This is a genomic window from Caulobacter sp. DWP3-1-3b2 (assembly GCF_049896325.1).
Classification (GTDB): Bacteria; Pseudomonadota; Alphaproteobacteria; order Caulobacterales; family Caulobacteraceae; genus Caulobacter.
Window position 1 is genome coordinate 64,559 of the sequence record NZ_JAFCUB010000001.1, and the last position, 15,155, is coordinate 79,713.

A 15,155-nucleotide genomic window follows, 5' to 3' on the forward strand; every position below is an offset into this window, starting at 1 on the left:
GCTCCTCCCCCAGAGGGAGAGGATTTAGCTCGCCGGCCGCACCCCCACGTATCGGGCGCGGGGCCGGATCAACCGCCCGGTCTGCAGCTGCTCGATCGCATGCGCTTGCCACCCCGCCATCCGCCCCACCGCGAACAGGCTGAAAGGCGCATCGATGGGGAGGGCGAGGGCCCGGCTCATCGCCACCAAGGCAAAATCGATATTGGGCAGGAGGCCCGTTGCGGCCTCGGTCTCGCGCCGCAGGTCGGCCAGCAATGGCGGCGCCTTGAAGGCGTCCAACAGGGCCGCCGCGCGCGGGTCGCCGTCGGGATAGAGCGGGTGGCCGAAGCCGGGCATGGCCGAGCCCTGCGCCAACCGCTCGGCCACCGCCCGCCCAGGTCCGCGCCGGTCGGCATCCTCGACGAACATCTCTACCCGCGCCGCCATGCCGCCATGCAGCGGCCCCGACAGCGCCGCCAGCCCGGCCAGGGACGCCGCCGCCAGCGAGGCGCCGGTCGAGGCGGCCACGCGGACCGCGAAGGTCGAGGCGTTGAGCTCATGGTCGGCCAGCAGGACGAGCGCGCGGCGCACGAGGTCGGCGCCCTGGGCGTCGAGGCCCCAGGCGTCGGCCAGGCGCTGGTGGATCGAGCCGTCGCCGATTGCCCCGGCCACCGCGTCGGCGGCGGCCTCCAGCAGACCGGCGGCCTCCATGGCCAGGGCCAAGGGCGCGCGCCCTCGGGCCGGGGGATCAATTCCGGCGCGGACGGCCAAGGTCGAGAACAGCCGGGCGCGTGGCGTGTCGCCCTTCTTGGGCTTTTTCGGCTCGGACCCCTTCAGCGGCGCGCCATGGCCGCCGCGCAACAGGCGGGCCGCCTGCTCCAGGCTATGCATCCGCGCTAGGTCTACCGCGTCTTGGCCGCGATAATAGAGCCGGCCATTGATCACCGTGGTGATCGCCGAGGGCAGGACCGGCTCACCCCAGGCGATGGCCTCGGCCGCGACATCGGCGGCCCGGCGGCCCCGGGCCTTCTTGGCGGCTAGGGCGGCGACATCGGAGGCGCGGTACAGGCTGCGGCGCGGATCGTCGGGATGGGCGGCGGCGGCCACTCGGCCCCGGCTGACATAGGCGTACAGCGTCTGGGCCCTCACCCCCAGCGTCGCCATCGCCTGTTCCGCGTCGATCCAATCGGCCATACATATTGATTACATTGATCAAGATTGACGATCAAGGTCTGGGCACGCGGATTAGGCGCGAAAGGAGACCTCTCCATGTCCGAAGGTCTAGAAGGCGTGATCGCCGCCCATACCGTGCTCTCCGACGTTGATGGCCAGGCCGGACGCCTGACCATCCGAGGCTATGCCATCGAAGACCTCGCCCACCGCGCCACGTTCGAGCACGTCGCCCACCTGCTGCTTGATGGGTTCTTCGACAGCCTGCCGTCGGACTTGGCGCGTGCTCTGGGCACCGCCCGCGTCAGCGCCTTCGCCGAAGTGGCGGCGCTCGACGAACACCTGGCCAGGCGCGATCCGGTCGAAGCCGTCCGCGCCCTGATCGCCCGTCTGCCCGACGGCGACGACCTCAACACGGCCCTGTTGTTGATCGCCGCCCCAGCCGTGTTCACACCCGCCGTGATGCGGGTCGCCACCGGTCAGCAAGCGGTCGCTCCTGACGCTGCCCTGTCGCACGCCGCCGACGTGCTGCGAATGACGCGGGGCGCGCCGGCCACGGAAGGGGAGGCCAGGGCGCTGGACGCCTATCTGGTCACCGTCTGCGACCACGGCCTCAACGCCTCGACCTTCGCCGCCCGGGTCGTGGCGTCCACCCGCGCGGGCCTGACCTCGGCGGTCCTGGCCGGACTGTCGGCTCTGAAGGGTCCGTTGCACGGCGGTGCGCCTGGTCCGGTGATCGACATGCTCGACGCCATTGGGACGCCCGCCAACGCCGAGGCCTGGATCGTGGCGGCCCTGAACCGGGGCGATCGGCTGATGGGTTTCGGCCACCGCATCTATCGGGTCCGAGACCCCCGCGCCGACGCCCTGAAGGCGGCGATCCGCCAGCTGGCCCTGACCTCGAACGCTGTCCCCGGGCGTCTGGCCTTCGCCGAGGCCGTCGAGCAGGCCGCCCTGCGCATGCTGCGTGAACGCAAGCCTGACCGACCGTTGGACACCAATGTCGAGTTCTACACCGCCCTGCTCCTCGAGGCCCTGGGCCTGCCGCCGACAGCCTTCACCTGCGTCTTCGCCATGGGCCGCACGGCCGGCTGGATCGCTCATGCCCGCGAACAGTTGGCGACGGGCAAGCTGATCCGGCCGCAATCGGTCTATGTGGGGCCCCCGACGAAGGCCGCAGCTTAGGGGATCAGACGGGGACACACACCCATCCCGTCGTCTCGGCCGTGCTTGCAAGGTCGTGGGTTGGGTTTGTGTCCCTCATCCGCGCCCGCGGCCTTGCGAACATCTCGCGCGAGTCGTTCGCGCTGGGGCTGCGCGGCGGGCCTTGCTACACAACGATCATGTCCGCCCCGCACCCCGCCCTGAGCGCCGCCGAAGGCCTCACCCTGACCCGTCGGGTCACCGCCCTGTCGGTCGGCTGCGCGACGATCCTGATCTGTATCAAGGGCGTCGCCTGGATCGCTGGCGGTTCGGTGGCGATGCTCGCCTCCCTGGCCGACAGCGGCCTGGACCTGATCGCCTCGCTGGTCACCTTCTACGCCGTGCGCTACGCGGCCGAGCCGCCCGACGCCGAGCATCGCTTCGGTCATGGCAAGGCCGAGGCCTTTTCAAGCCTGACCCAGGCCGGGCTGGTCTTTGCGTCCGGGGCGCTGATCGGTCAGGAGGCCCTGCGGTCGATGCTGCACCCCAAGCCCGTCGAGGCCGGCGTGCTGGGCGTCGGGGTGATGGCGGTGTCGATCCTGCTGACCCTTGGCCTGATCCGCGCCCAATCCGAAGTGATGAAGCGTACCCGGTCGGTGGCCGTGGCGAGCGACAAGGCCCACTACGCCGCCGACCTGGCCTCCAACGCCGTCAGCCTTGTCGGCATAGCGGCGGCGGCCTTCCTGCACTGGGCCTGGGTGGACGCCGCCGCCGGCCTGGTCGTCGCCCTGTGGCTGGTCTGGGGCGCCATCGGCGTGTTCCGCGAGGCGTCGCACCAGCTGATGGACCGCGAGCTGCCCGACGACGAGCGGGCGCGGATCCTCGCCCTCCTCACGGCTGACCCGAGCATCAGCGGCGTGCACCAGCTGCGAACCCGGGCTTCGGGCCCCCACATCCACATCCAGGCCCACATGGATTTCGACGCCGAGACGCCCCTGGTCGTGGTCCATACCTTGATGGTCGAGGCCGAGGCGCGGGTGCTGGCGGCCTTTCCGACCGCCGACATCCTGATCCATCCCGATCCGCGCGGCGTCGCCGAGCCGCACGGCGGCGCGTTCAGCGAAGCCGCCTCGCTGTAGAAGACTTGCCCAGACGGCCTCGCAGGGCCAAATGGCCTCTTCCACGACGAGACGAGCGAAGACCCGATGGACGACATCCTGGCCAAGCTGCCGAGAGCCTTCGCGGGCGCCACCGTGCTGGTGCTGGGCGACGTCATGCTCGACCGCTTTGTCTATGGCGCGGTGGACCGCATCTCGCCCGAGGCGCCGGTGCCGGTGATCGCCGTCGAGCGCGAGACCGTGATGCTGGGCGGGGCCGGCAATGTCGCCCGCAATGTTGCGGCCCTGGGTGGCCGGGCAGTGCTGGTCGGGGTGATCGGCGACGATGACGCCGGGCGGACCCTGACCGACCTGATCGACCGCGAGGCCAGCCTCGACTCCGCCCTGATCGTCGATCCCAAGCGGCGGACCACCGAGAAGACCCGCTACATCTCCGGCTCGCACCAGATGCTGCGCGCCGACCGCGAAGATCGCGGCGACGCCGACGCCACGGTCCTGCTGGCGGCGTTCAACGCCCATCTGCGCCAGGTCGACGTGGTGGTGCTGTCGGACTACGCCAAGGGCGTGCTCAGCGTTCCGGTGTTGCGCGCCGCCATCGCCGCCGCCAATGCCGCCGGCAAGCCGGTGATCGTCGATCCCAAGAGCCGCGACCTGTCGCGTTATGATGGCGCCACCTTGGTGAAACCCAACCGCCGCGAGGCCGCCGAGGCCACGGGAGTCACGGGGTCCGGCGACGAGGCCGCCGCCGAGGCCGCCAACGCCATCCTGGCCGCCGCCCCGAACCTGGCCTCCGCCCTGGTGACACGGGGCGGGGCCGGCATGACCCTGGCCGTGCGCGGCGCGGCGCCGGTCCATTTGCCGGCCACCGCGCTGGAGGTGTTCGACGTCTCCGGCGCGGGCGACACCGTGGCCGCGACCCTGGCGCTGGCGCTCGCCGTGGGCGCGGCCCCACTCGACGCGGCCCGCCTCGCCAACCTCGCTGCGGGCCTGGTGGTGGCCAAGATCGGCACCGACGTGGTCACCGCCGACGAGCTGGTCGGCCTGGCCCTCGGGGCCCATGGCGATCCGGGCCAGGACAAGATCGCCGACCGCGACGGCGCCCTGGCGATCGTCGCCAGCTGGCGGGCGCGGGGCCTGAGGGTTGGCTTCACCAACGGCTGTTTCGACCTGCTGCACCCCGGTCACGTCTCCCTGCTGGCCCAGGCTCGCGCCGCTTGCGATCGCCTCATCGTCGGCCTCAACACCGACGCCTCGGTCCAGCGCCTGAAGGGCCCGACCCGTCCGGTTCAGAAGGAGGGTGCGCGCGCCACCGTCTTGGCCTCGCTGTCGTCGGTGGACTTGGTGGTGCTGTTCGACGAGGAGACGCCGCTGGGCCTGATCAAGGCCTTCCGCCCCGACGTGCTGGTCAAGGGGGCGGACTATACGGTGGAGACCGTGGTCGGTTCCGACGTGGTGCTGGGCTATGGCGGCCGGGTGGTTCTGGCCGAGCTGAAGGCGGGCCAGAGCACCACCAACCTGATTGGCCGGATGAACGCGCCGGCCTGATCTCAAGAGTTAACGGCGCGGTCCAAGGTCAAGCTTGAGGTGGAATAGCCTCGATTTGGCCCTTAACTTGGCCAACAACCGGCGTTCAGCAAGTTCTTGTTAAGCAAAACGGCGCATCGATCAAACGATGCAGCCTGAATGCGCGTGGGCATGAGCGTCGAACGTACCCTTCACCATTTCCCCCTGGACCCGGCCTCGCGCCAGGTGCGTCTCGCCTTGGGCGAGAAGCGCCTGCCGTTCGTCGAGGTCCAGGTTCGCTATTGGGAAGGCCCGGCCGAATTCCTCAAGCTCAACCCGTCGGGCGTGCCGCCGGTGCTGGTCGAGACCAGGCACCAGCGCACCACGGTGATCGCCGAGAACCGCGCCATCCTCGAGCATATCGAGGAGCAGGAGCCCGAACCCGCCTTGCTGGGCCGCGAGCCGGGCGAGCGGGCCGAGGCGCGCCGCCTGATGCAGTGGTTCGACCGCAAGTTCGACAACGAGGTCAACGGCTTCCTGCTGCACGAGAAGATGGAGAAACGCCTGCTGCGGCTGGGCGCGCCGGACCTGTCGTCGCTGCGCCGGGGCCGCGACGCCCTGCGCCAGCATCTGGTCTATATCGAGGAGCTGCTCAACACCCGCGACTGGCTGGCCGGCCGGCGGATGAGCCTGGGCGACTTCGCCGCCGCCGCGCACCTGTCGGTGATCGATTATTTCGGCGACGTGCCGTGGAAGGACTTCCCGGCGACCAAGACCTGGTACATGAAGCTGAAGTCGAGGCCGGCCTTCCGGCCCATCCTGGCCGACCGCTGGCCCGGCCTCGCGCCGGCCGCGCACTATGACGATCTCGACTTCTAGCCACCTCAACTCCGCGCTGCGAGACGAAATCCGCGCCGAGGCCCTGCGGCTGGGTTTCGACGCCTGCGGCTTCGCCAGCGCCTCCGAGGCTTGGCCCAATGGCGGCTGGTTGCGCGAGTTCGTCGCCGAGGGCTTCCACGGGGCCATGGGCTGGATGGAGGAGACGCTGGACCGGCGTTCACACCCCACCGCCATGTGGACCGACGCCCGGACGGCGGTGGTGCTGGGCGTCAATTACGGCCCCGACCACGACCCCCTGGTCGCCTTGGAGGACCCGAGCCGCGCGGCGATCTCGGTCTATGCTCAGGGCGACGACTATCACGAGGTGATCAAGAAGCGCCTCAAGGCCCTGGCCCGTTGGATGCACGGCCGATTCGGCGGCGAGGTGAAGGTTTTCGTCGACACCGCGCCGCTTATGGAAAAGCCGCTGGCCCAGCGCGCCGGCCTGGGCTGGCAGGGCAAGCACACCAATCTGGTGTCGCGACAGTTCGGCTCGTGGCTGTTTCTCGGATCGGTGTTGACCACGCTCGACCTGCCCGCCGATCCGCCCGAACGCGACCGCTGCGGCTCGTGCAGCGCTTGCCTGGACATCTGCCCGACCAACGCCTTTCCCAGCCCCTATCAGCTGGATGCCCGGCGCTGCATCTCGTACCTGACCATCGAGCTTGCCGGGCCCATCCCGGTCGCGTTCCGTGAAGCGCTGGGCAATCGGATCTATGGCTGTGATGACTGTCTGGCGGTCTGCCCGTGGAACAAGTTCGCCCAGCTTTCCAGCGAGGCGGCCTTCCACGCGCGCGAGACGCTGAAGGGGCCATCGCTGGCGGCGCTGGCCGGCCTCGACGACCCGTCGTTCCGGGCCCTCTTCAGCAAGAGCCCGATCAAGCGCATCGGCCGCGACCGTTTCGTGCGCAACGTGCTCTACGCCATCGGCAACAGCGGCGACGCGGCGCTCATCGCGGTGGTCGAGCCGCTGCTCGCCGACCCCTCACTCGTGGTGCGGGACGCCGCGGAATGGGCGGCGGGGCGGTTGGCGGCGCATCGCGCCCCTGAAAATACCGGAGGCTTGTGGACTGGCGAGGCGCTGCGGTCTGGCGATTGAGATCGTAATGTAGCATACTTACGCGACGGGGGTTAGGAATTTAGGATGGATCACGATTTGAGTTTCCACTCGGGGGAGCGCCAGACCGCTTCGACCTATGATGAGGTTCGCGCCGACCATCGTTATCGCTACGAATGGGCTGATCGCCTGATTCCATCCCAAGGCTACGGTCTAGACGCCTTTTGCGGCAACGGTTACGGCGCCTGGCTTTTGTCGAAGACGCGCAACCTCCTGGCGTTCGACGGCTCCAAGGAGGCTGTGGTGTTCGCGACCGAACATTTTGCGACGCCCTCGGCGCGCTTCGCTCATGCCTACTGGCCCTTCAGCTTGCCGCACGGCGTGTTCGACTTCGTCGTGTCATTGGAGTCGGTGGAACATGTCCCGGACGGCGCGCAATTTTTTGCCGCTTTGGTGCAGAGCCTAAAGCCCGGCGGTATGCTGGTGTTCTCAACACCCAACGAGGAGCTGCTTCCCCACGCGCCGAGCGGCAACCACTTTCACTACAAGCACTATACGCTGGAGGAAACCCTCGCCTTGGCCGTTGGTGAGGGTCTTGAAATCGTCGCCTGGGCGGGTCAGGACACCTACCTCATGCAGGATGGCCGGATGGTGGGGCACCTGACGGATCTGGACATGACTTTGAAGGATCAAAGACCTGGTCAATTCAACATCGTAGCCTGCCGCAAGCCCGCGCAAAGTCGAACGGTGATGGCCCGGCTGCGCAGCGCGTTGAGCTGAATCGCGTCTTCACCTGGCGCAGCCCGTGCGCCCCTTACAATAACCAAGCGTCGTGAGCGACGCCGCTACTGCCGAGGGTTAAATTCAAGGCATAGTTTCCTAAACCGTTCTGGCTCTGGTTCACCGCCACAACGTAATAGGTACCCCCGCCAGCGACCTGCACGTCCAGCGCGCGATCGCCGCCGGCGACGGCCGCGAAACGACCCGTGGAGTCGTAGAGCGCTATATCCGGATATCCATTTATGGCAGCCGTGCCATGGACATGCACGAATTGATGTGCCTGAACCTCAATGCTGAACCAGTCGCGGTCGGCGCCGCCCAGGTAGTCGTGAATTCCGGCCGTCGTCAGAACCTGGCTGGTCTGATCTTGACCGTGGAACAAGAGGTCGGGGTTTCGGCCTTCGTCGGCGCCGTTGGTCAGCCACTGTGTCAGCGCGCCGCTAGGGCCCAGACCGGCCAGGTCGCCGAAGCTCAGCAGATAGGCCACAGAATCGAACGTATCGAGCGGTCGTCCCTCGGCCCGACCGGCCTCCAAATAGTGGGTGATCGCCGCTTCGGCATCCAACCCGAAGATCCTAGCTAGATCATTGGAACTGGCGGCATAGGCTCGGGCGTCGAAGCCGCTGATCGACTGGCCGTCGTCGAAGCCGTGCTCGACATAGTCGCGGGCCGCCGCCTTGGCGTCCGCGCCGACCCGTGCGCCCACCGCGGGATTGGATGCCGCGTAAAGATGAGCGTCGAAGCTGGCTAAGGTCCTTCCCTCAAAGACGCCCTGGGTTAGATAGTGGCGGACTGCCGCATCGGTGTCGCTGCCGAACGAGCGCACCAGTTCATTGTTGGAAGCCAGATAGAAATAGGGGTTGAAGGTCGACACCGGCCGGTGCTCATAGACGCCCTGCACCAAGTAGTGGGTCACCGCGGCGTTGGCGTCCGTCCCGAAGGCCTTGGCCAAGTCCATCGAACTTGCGGCGTAGATCAACGGGTCGAAGGCGCCGGTCGAGCGGTTCTCGTAGACGCCCTGGGTGAGGTAGTGAGTCAGCGCGGCCTTGGCGTCGGCCTTGAAGGCCAGGGTCAGGTCGCTGTTGGAGGCGGCGTAGATCAGCGGATTGAACAGGTCCGCGGCGCGGTTCTCCAGCCTCCCCTGATTGGCGTAATGCTGGGCGGCGGCGTTGGCGTCGGTCCTGAAGGCCTTAGCCAGATCGCTGTACGAGGCCGCGTAGAGCAAACCGTCGATCAAGGCTGGCGATGCGAACGCAGCCCAGGGGGTCACCGCCGCGCCGAACCTGACCGACTCCACATTCCGCACGGTAGTGAAGTCCGCTCCCGAGCGTATTTCCCACCCGTCGTAGACCGCCTTGACCGCGTAGGCGGTTAAGGGTCCGGGCAGCACCAGCGTGTCCTGGCCGTCGCCGCCGTCGATCACGTCCGAACCGAGGCTCAGGGTGATGGTGTCGTCGCCCGCTCCGCCGAGAAGGCTGTCCTTGCCCAAGCCGCCGCCGAGTATGTCGTTTCCGTCGCCGCCGTCGAGGGTGTCGTCGCCGTCGCCGCCCAGCAAGGCGTCCCGGCCGAGCCCACCGGAAAGCGCGTCCTTGCCTCCGCCGCCCGCCAGGTAATCTTCGCCGGCGTCGCCGGACAGTGCGTCGTCCCCCTGGTCGCCCCGGATGGTGTCGGCCCCGTCACCACCCGACAAGCGGTCGCCGCCGCCGCCACCGGACAGCACGTCGGCTCCGCCTTGGCCGTCGATCCAGTCGGCCGTAGGCGTTCCCGAAAACGTGTCAGCCCCGGCGTCGCCAACGGTTGCCGCTTTCAGGTGAGTGAAAACTGCATCGGTGATGTCGGCGGCGCGCAAGCGCTGGAAAACGAGTTCCGCGCCGTTGGACAGGGTGGCGTTGACCTCGGAATAGCCCGGATCCTTTTCCGGGCCCCAGAGCTGCTCGGAAACCTTGAGGACGAACAGGTCGTCGGCTTCGATCAGATCGACGCCGACCTTGAAACCGATGATATTATCGCGCCCCTGGCCAACCACTTAGAGATCGTGACCGCCACCGCCGCTCAGGTAGTTCACGCCGGCACCGCCGATCAGCGTATCGCCGCCGGTCTCGCTCGAGTCGCTGAAATAGGCGGCGCCAAACAACGTATCGTTGCCCGCGCCGCCGTTCAGATAGTCGGAACCCTCGCCACCCGTCAGCTCGTCGTCGCCGCCTCGGCCTATCAGAATGTCATCCCCGCCGGCGCCAAGCAAGCTATTGGCTCCGGTGCCGCCCGAAAGTGTATCCGCGTAGCCCGTGCCGCTGACATGCTCGATATTGAGGATGATGTCCTGGTCGCCATGGCCGCTCGCCTGCGGGGTCGTCACGGTCAGGTCGATGGTCACGCCCCGGTCGCTGTAGGAAATCACGAGCCAGTCGTCGCCTGCTCCTCCGTCATAGGTGTCTGAGCCTGAGCCAGAATCTGAGATTTGGTCGTTGCCCGCGCCACCCGAAACCTGATCGTCGCCTTGATCTCCATCCAATCGATCGCTGCCGGCGCCGCCTGTCAACACGTCGTCGCCCGCGCCGCCCGAGAGCTGGATCGCCCGGTTGACGGAAGTGTCGGTCGTGAAGTGATCGGCGTAATCGGTGCCTCGGACACTTGTGACGCCCGTCACCGTGTCGAAGCCAGAACCGGTATCTTGCGGGCCAGTCTTCCCGAGCACGAACGCCGCGCCACCCTGGTTCGAAGGCGTAAACTGAAGCGTATCGTCGGCGCCCCTGCCCTCGATCACGTCGTTACCCAGGCCGTCGTCAAAATAGTCGTTGCCAAGGCCGCCGATCAGATGGTCGTCGCCGGCGCCCCCCGACATCGCCGTGCCGGTGCTGTTGGCGATCAGGACGTCGTCGCCGTCCTGCCCTTGCAGAAACGGGTAGAGGGTGTCCTCGCCCGCCGTCAGATGATCCGAACCGCTTGAGCCGCTGTAGACACTGTAGGGACTGGCCGCGGTGGTGTAGGTGACGCCGACCGCGCCGCCGTCGAGAGGCATGCCGCCGAGATTCAGCGACGTGATCTGAGCCAGGGTGCGGTCCGTCAGCCGCAGCAGGGAAGCCCAGCTGTTGCCGCCGCCGTTCATGTCGATGTCGATTAGCACGTTCGCCCCGGACTGGGTGGCGCGCAGGTGGCCGGTGGTGAAAAGGTTGGCGACCTTGTCCCATGCGGTGATCCCGTAGGTGAAGGCGGCCAGGTCGATTGAATCTTCGGGGCCCAGGTCCTTGATCGTCAGGTACGAGTCGCCTGGCGCCGGGTAGTGGTCATAGTTTGGGGTCAGGTAGACGCGATCGACTCCCGAGCCCAACGCGATGGAGCCGCCCGACACCGGAAGGTCGAGACTGATGTAGTCGTTGCCCGCGCCCAGATCGATGGAGAAGCGCGTCAGCCAGCGCACCTGAAGCGTGTCGGCGCCGTCGCCGCCGTCGATCTTCCAGTCGAAGCTCGGCGCGTGGGAAAAACCGAGAACGGTGATGCTGTCGTTGCCGGCCCCGCCATCGATCGCGATCAGGCCGCCCGCGCTGGAAAACGTGCGTTGGACAGAGATCGTGTCATCGCCGGCGCCGCCGAGAATGATGTCGTTGTCGCCGCTGTCGTCCTGGATGTTATCGGCGCCGCCGATGCCATCGATCAGATCGGTGACCGCACCGCCGACAAGGGCGTCGCTACCTTCCGTGCCGGTGATCGTCGCCATGCCTCGTCCCCCTCAAGACGCCAACTCAATCGCATTGACCCAGGTACAGTTAAACTCACGTGCGACGCGAAACGACGGAGCGCGCGCAATAAGGGTCTCGCTTATGCCATCGCCTATTTGGCCAGTTCAATCAGATAGCGCCCGTATTCCGTCTTGCCCATGGCTTCGCCCATGGTGGCCAGCTGTTCCGCGGAAATCCAGCCCTTGCCGAAGGCGACCTCTTCTGGACAGCCGACCTTCTGCCCCTGCCGCTTTTCGATGGCGCGAATGAACTCCGTTGCCTCGACCAAGCTGTCGTGCGTGCCGGTGTCGAGCCAAGCGAAGCCGCGGCCCAGCTTGGAAACCGACAGCTCGCCCTTCTGCATGTAAAGGCGGTTGATATCGGTGATCTCCAGTTCACCGCGTGGCGATGGTGGCAGGTCTCTCGCCATCTCGACCACCGCGTTGCTGTAGAAATACAGCCCAGTGACCGCCCAGCTGGACGCCGGCTTTTCAGGCTTTTCCTCAAGGGAGATAGCTCGACCCTGGTCGTCGAACTCGACGACACCGTAACGCTCGGGATCCTGCACGTGGTAGGCGAACACCACCGCGCCAGCGTCCAATCCCGAGGCCTCGAGCAACGCCTCGCTGAGGCCATGGCCGAAAAACAGGTTGTCACCCAACACCAGGGCGCACTTGTCGCCGCCGATGAACTCCTCACCGACGATGAAGGCGTCTGCTAGACCGCGCGGGGTTTCCTGAATCGCGTACTCGAAGCGTACACCCCAGTCGGAGCCGTCGCCCAACAGGTCCTTGAACAGCGGAATGTCCTTGGGCGTCGAAATGATCAGGATATCGCGGATGTTCGCCAGCATGAGGGTGCTGATCGGATAATAAACCATCGGCTTGTCGTAGATTGGCAGCAGCTGCTTGCAGACCGCCCGAGTGAGAGGGTGGAGGCGCGTGCCGGACCCGCCGGCGAGAACAATGCCCTTCATGGGTAACTATAGCTCCATTTCGGCCATGCAGGCCGCCAGGCTTTCGCGCCAGGGACGACAGCACCAGCTTAGCGCGGCGAGAATCTTGCCGCAGTCCAACCGCGAATTGGCTGGACGTTTGGCGGGGGTGGGATAGGCCTCGGTGGCGATCGCCCGAACGTGGGCCGACGGACCCCCGCGCACGGCCGATATCTCGAAAACGGCTTTCGCCAGATCGGCCCAACTCGCGTCGCCGGCTCCGCTCAGATGGTACACACCCGTGAGCGACCGGTCGACCGTCAAGGCGTCGACCGCAAGCAAGGCGGCCTCGGCGCAGTCGCGGGCCCAAGTCGGGCGGCCTAGCTGGTCGCCGACCACACCGAGTTCGTCGCGATCGGCGGCGAGACGCAGCATTGTCTTCACGAAATTGGCGCCCTGCGCGCTATAAACCCAAGAGGTACGCAGGATGATCGCCGTGCCGCCCGCCGCCGCCACCGCCTCCTCGCCAGCCAGTTTGCTGGCGCCGTACGCGCCGGTGGGACCCGTTGGGTCGGTCTCGACATAGGGACGATCCAGGTCGCCGGCGAAGACATAGTCGGTGGAAAAATGCACGAACGGCAGGTCGCGAGCCGCACAGGCTCGGGCCATCGCGGCCGGCGCGTCGCGATTGAGGGCGTAGGCGACTTCGGGCTCAATCTCGGCCTTATCGACGGCGGTGTAAGCCGCGGCGTTGATCACGGCGCTCGGAACGTTCTGAATGATCAAGCCTTCGACCGCGCCGAAGTCGTTCAGGTCGAGGGTCTCACGGCCCGCGAACACCATGGGGCGGCCTGTCATCTCGCCCAAAAACGCCAGTTCGCGCGCTACCTGGCCGTGACGGCCGAATACCAGGATCGATCCCGTCATGAATCATTCGACCTTTGCCGCCGGCAAGCCCAGACGCTTGCCGTCGTAGACTTCGCGCAACGGCGCCCACCAGTCGGCGCGCGACAGATACCACTCGACGGTCTTGCGGATGCCGGTCTCGAATGTCTCGCGCGCCTGCCAGCCTAGCTCGGTTTCCAGCTTGGTGGCGTCGATGGCATAGCGGCGGTCGTGGCCGGGCCGATCGGTGACATGCGTAATCAGGTCCCGGCGTGAACCTTCGACGTTGGGGGCCAATTCGTCGAGCAGATCGCAGATGGTGTGGACCACTTGTAGGTTGGTCCGCTCATTGCGGCCGCCAACATTGTACTTTTCCCCCGGACGGCCGGTTTCCAGAATTTGGCGCAGAGCGCGGGCGTGATCCTCGACAAACAGCCAGTCACGGACGTTGGCCCCGTCGCCATACACCGGGAGCGGGCGGCGATGCAGGCCGTTGAGGATCATCAGCGGGATAAGCTTCTCGGGGAAGTGATAGGGTCCGTAGTTGTTGGAGCAGTTGGAGACCAACACTGGCAGGCCGTAGGTGTGGAACCAGGCCAGGGCGAGGTGGTCGGCCGAGGCCTTCGAAGCCGAGTAGGGCGAGGTCGGGGCGTAGGGGGTCGTCTCGTCGAACAGCCCCTCGTCGCCTAAGCTGCCATACACCTCGTCGGTCGAGACGTGGACGAACCGGAAGGCGTCCTTGGCCGAACCGGTCAGGCCGCGCCAATAGTCCAGGGCGCAGTCGAGCATCACATAGGTCCCGACGATGTTCGTCGCGATGAACGGACCGGCGCCAACGATCGAGCGATCGACATGCGACTCGGCGGCCAAGTGCAGCACGGCGTCCGGCTTGTGGGCCTCGAAGATCGCCTTGACCGCGGCGCGGTCGGCGATGTCGGCCTGGACAAAAGCGTAGTCAGGAGACTCGGAAACCTCGGCCACGGAGGTCAGGGTGCCGGCATAGGTCAGCTTGTCCAGATTAATGACCTGATCCCCCGTTTCGCGGATCAGAAGACGGCACACCGCCGAGCCGATGAAGCCCGCGCCGCCAGTAACAAGTATCTTCACGCTTAAGTCCTTTCAGGCCGATACCGCGGCGTCGGGGCGGCGGACGCCCTGACACACTCTATCGAAACGCGCATTTCCAGCGCGGGATATCATTTGCGGCGGGCCTTCGATAGTCGTTGATCAATGCCCTGAGGAGGGCGACGGGCGCTTTCCCGGTCGCCAGATCGGTCAGCGTCTGTCCGGTTCGCTCGGAGGATCACGGCTTCGTGGGCGGTCTCTTTGTAGCACTCGACGCTACGACGGCCAGCAGGGCGACTAGCGCCGGGTCGCGGGACCGTCGTCCGAACAAGGTCTGAGAGCTTAAGCGCCGTCGTCGTAGACGAACGGCGTGTCGAGGTTGGCCAGCAGGGAAGCCTTGCCGTCGCGTTCATTGGTCGAAATCTCGCGGGCCGGCACAATCCAGTCGATGGCCAAGGCCGGATCGTTCCACCTCAGTGCGCCCTCCGCCGCCGGCGCGTAGTAGTCGGTGACCTTATAGAGCACCTCGCACTCTTCAGTCAGGGTGCAATAGGCGTGGGCGAAGCCCTTGGGCACAAGCAACTGGGCGGCGTTGTCGGCCGACAGTTCGGCGCCAACCCATTGGCCGAAGGTCGGCGAACCTTTGCGGATATCCACCGCGACGTCGAGGATCGTACCGCGCGCGCAGCGCAGCAGCTTGTCCTGGGCATGTGGCGGCTTCTGAAAATGCAAGCCTCGCAGGATGCCGCGAGTGGTCGAGCGCACATGGTTGTCCTGCACGAAAGACCCGCCTGTGAAGCCGGCTTCCTCTAGCGCCGATTGCCGAAAGGTCTCGGAAAACCAACCTCGTTCGTCGCCATGACGCGCCGGCGTGATAAGTAGCACCTCGGGAATCGCCATCGGCGTGATCTTCATCAATTCAGTCC

The 15,155-nt window shown here is 66.6% G+C and carries 13 protein-coding genes; 6 read left to right on the top strand and 7 right to left on the bottom strand.

The features are described 5' to 3' along the window. Positions 1-24: 24 nt before the first annotated feature. A complete protein-coding gene (locus ACP7AG_RS00310) occupies positions 25-1,173 on the bottom strand; it encodes a citrate synthase (RefSeq protein WP_426029373.1) in 1,149 nt (382 codons plus the stop codon). Between the two features lie 75 nt (positions 1,174-1,248). Between ACP7AG_RS00310 and ACP7AG_RS00315 the strand changes: the two genes are divergently transcribed. The 6 genes from ACP7AG_RS00315 to ACP7AG_RS00340 all read left to right on the top strand — a co-directional run bounded on the left by ACP7AG_RS00315 (position 1,249) and on the right by ACP7AG_RS00340 (position 7,629). Further along, positions 1,249-2,334, top strand: coding sequence for a citrate synthase/methylcitrate synthase (locus ACP7AG_RS00315; RefSeq protein WP_426029374.1), 1,086 nt, complete (start codon positions 1,249-1,251; stop codon positions 2,332-2,334). 158 nt (positions 2,335-2,492) lie between these two features. After that, positions 2,493-3,431 (top strand): cation diffusion facilitator family transporter, encoded by a 939-nt coding sequence (locus ACP7AG_RS00320; RefSeq protein ID WP_426029514.1) that lies wholly within the window; start codon positions 2,493-2,495, stop codon positions 3,429-3,431. Between the two features lie 66 nt (positions 3,432-3,497). Next, positions 3,498-4,955, top strand: a complete 1,458-nt coding sequence (gene rfaE1, locus ACP7AG_RS00325) for a D-glycero-beta-D-manno-heptose-7-phosphate kinase (protein ID WP_426029375.1) — start codon at positions 3,498-3,500, stop codon at positions 4,953-4,955. A gap of 150 nt (positions 4,956-5,105) precedes the next feature. After that, on the top strand, positions 5,106-5,792 hold the full coding sequence (locus ACP7AG_RS00330; RefSeq protein ID WP_426010532.1) for a glutathione S-transferase family protein: 687 nt from the start codon (positions 5,106-5,108) through the stop codon (positions 5,790-5,792). Beyond that, positions 5,773-6,891, top strand: a complete 1,119-nt coding sequence (gene queG / locus ACP7AG_RS00335; RefSeq protein WP_426029376.1) for a tRNA epoxyqueuosine(34) reductase QueG — start codon at positions 5,773-5,775, stop codon at positions 6,889-6,891. The genes ACP7AG_RS00330 and queG overlap by 20 nt, the downstream gene beginning before the upstream one ends. Positions 6,892-6,936: 45 nt before the next feature. Beyond that, entirely contained in the window at positions 6,937-7,629 is a 693-nt protein-coding gene (locus ACP7AG_RS00340) for a class I SAM-dependent methyltransferase (protein WP_426029377.1), read from the top strand. 34 nt (positions 7,630-7,663) lie between these two features. Here the strand turns inward: ACP7AG_RS00340 and ACP7AG_RS00345 are convergent, their stop codons facing one another. The 6 genes from ACP7AG_RS00345 to rfbC form a co-directional block, all read right to left on the bottom strand. After that, a complete protein-coding gene (locus ACP7AG_RS00345; protein ID WP_426029378.1) occupies positions 7,664-9,655 on the bottom strand; it encodes a calcium-binding protein in 1,992 nt (663 codons plus the stop codon). Then, on the bottom strand, positions 9,656-11,344 hold the full coding sequence (locus tag ACP7AG_RS00350) for a calcium-binding protein (protein ID WP_426029379.1): 1,689 nt from the start codon (positions 11,342-11,344) through the stop codon (positions 9,656-9,658). A 113-nt stretch (positions 11,345-11,457) separates the two neighbouring features. Beyond that, on the bottom strand, positions 11,458-12,321 hold the full coding sequence (rfbA, locus tag ACP7AG_RS00355; RefSeq protein WP_426029380.1) for a glucose-1-phosphate thymidylyltransferase RfbA: 864 nt from the start codon (positions 12,319-12,321) through the stop codon (positions 11,458-11,460). A gap of 6 nt (positions 12,322-12,327) precedes the next feature. After that, a complete protein-coding gene (gene rfbD / locus ACP7AG_RS00360; protein ID WP_426029381.1) occupies positions 12,328-13,206 on the bottom strand; it encodes a dTDP-4-dehydrorhamnose reductase in 879 nt (292 codons plus the stop codon). Positions 13,207-13,209: 3 nt separating this feature from the next. Then, positions 13,210-14,271, bottom strand: coding sequence for a dTDP-glucose 4,6-dehydratase (gene rfbB / locus ACP7AG_RS00365; RefSeq protein WP_426029382.1), 1,062 nt, complete (start codon positions 14,269-14,271; stop codon positions 13,210-13,212). A 300-nt stretch (positions 14,272-14,571) separates the two neighbouring features. Beyond that, positions 14,572-15,144 (bottom strand): dTDP-4-dehydrorhamnose 3,5-epimerase, encoded by a 573-nt coding sequence (gene rfbC, locus ACP7AG_RS00370; RefSeq protein ID WP_426029383.1) that lies wholly within the window; start codon positions 15,142-15,144, stop codon positions 14,572-14,574. Positions 15,145-15,155 lie beyond the last annotated feature (11 nt).

Coding starts and splice junctions, on each gene's coding strand:
- ACP7AG_RS00310 (WP_426029373.1), bottom strand. CDS start 1,173: ATGGCCGATTGGATCGACGCGGAACAGGCGATGGCGACGCTGGGGGTG.
- ACP7AG_RS00315 (WP_426029374.1), top strand. CDS start 1,249: ATGTCCGAAGGTCTAGAAGGCGTGATCGCCGCCCATACCGTGCTCTCC.
- ACP7AG_RS00320 (WP_426029514.1), top strand. CDS start 2,493: ATGTCCGCCCCGCACCCCGCCCTGAGCGCCGCCGAAGGCCTCACCCTG.
- rfaE1 (WP_426029375.1), top strand. CDS start 3,498: ATGGACGACATCCTGGCCAAGCTGCCGAGAGCCTTCGCGGGCGCCACC.
- ACP7AG_RS00330 (WP_426010532.1), top strand. CDS start 5,106: ATGAGCGTCGAACGTACCCTTCACCATTTCCCCCTGGACCCGGCCTCG.
- queG (WP_426029376.1), top strand. CDS start 5,773: ATGACGATCTCGACTTCTAGCCACCTCAACTCCGCGCTGCGAGACGAA.
- ACP7AG_RS00340 (WP_426029377.1), top strand. CDS start 6,937: ATGGATCACGATTTGAGTTTCCACTCGGGGGAGCGCCAGACCGCTTCG.
- ACP7AG_RS00350 (WP_426029379.1), bottom strand. CDS start 11,344: ATGGCGACGATCACCGGCACGGAAGGTAGCGACGCCCTTGTCGGCGGT.
- rfbA (WP_426029380.1), bottom strand. CDS start 12,321: ATGAAGGGCATTGTTCTCGCCGGCGGGTCCGGCACGCGCCTCCACCCT.
- rfbD (WP_426029381.1), bottom strand. CDS start 13,206: ATGACGGGATCGATCCTGGTATTCGGCCGTCACGGCCAGGTAGCGCGC.
- rfbC (WP_426029383.1), bottom strand. CDS start 15,144: ATGAAGATCACGCCGATGGCGATTCCCGAGGTGCTACTTATCACGCCG.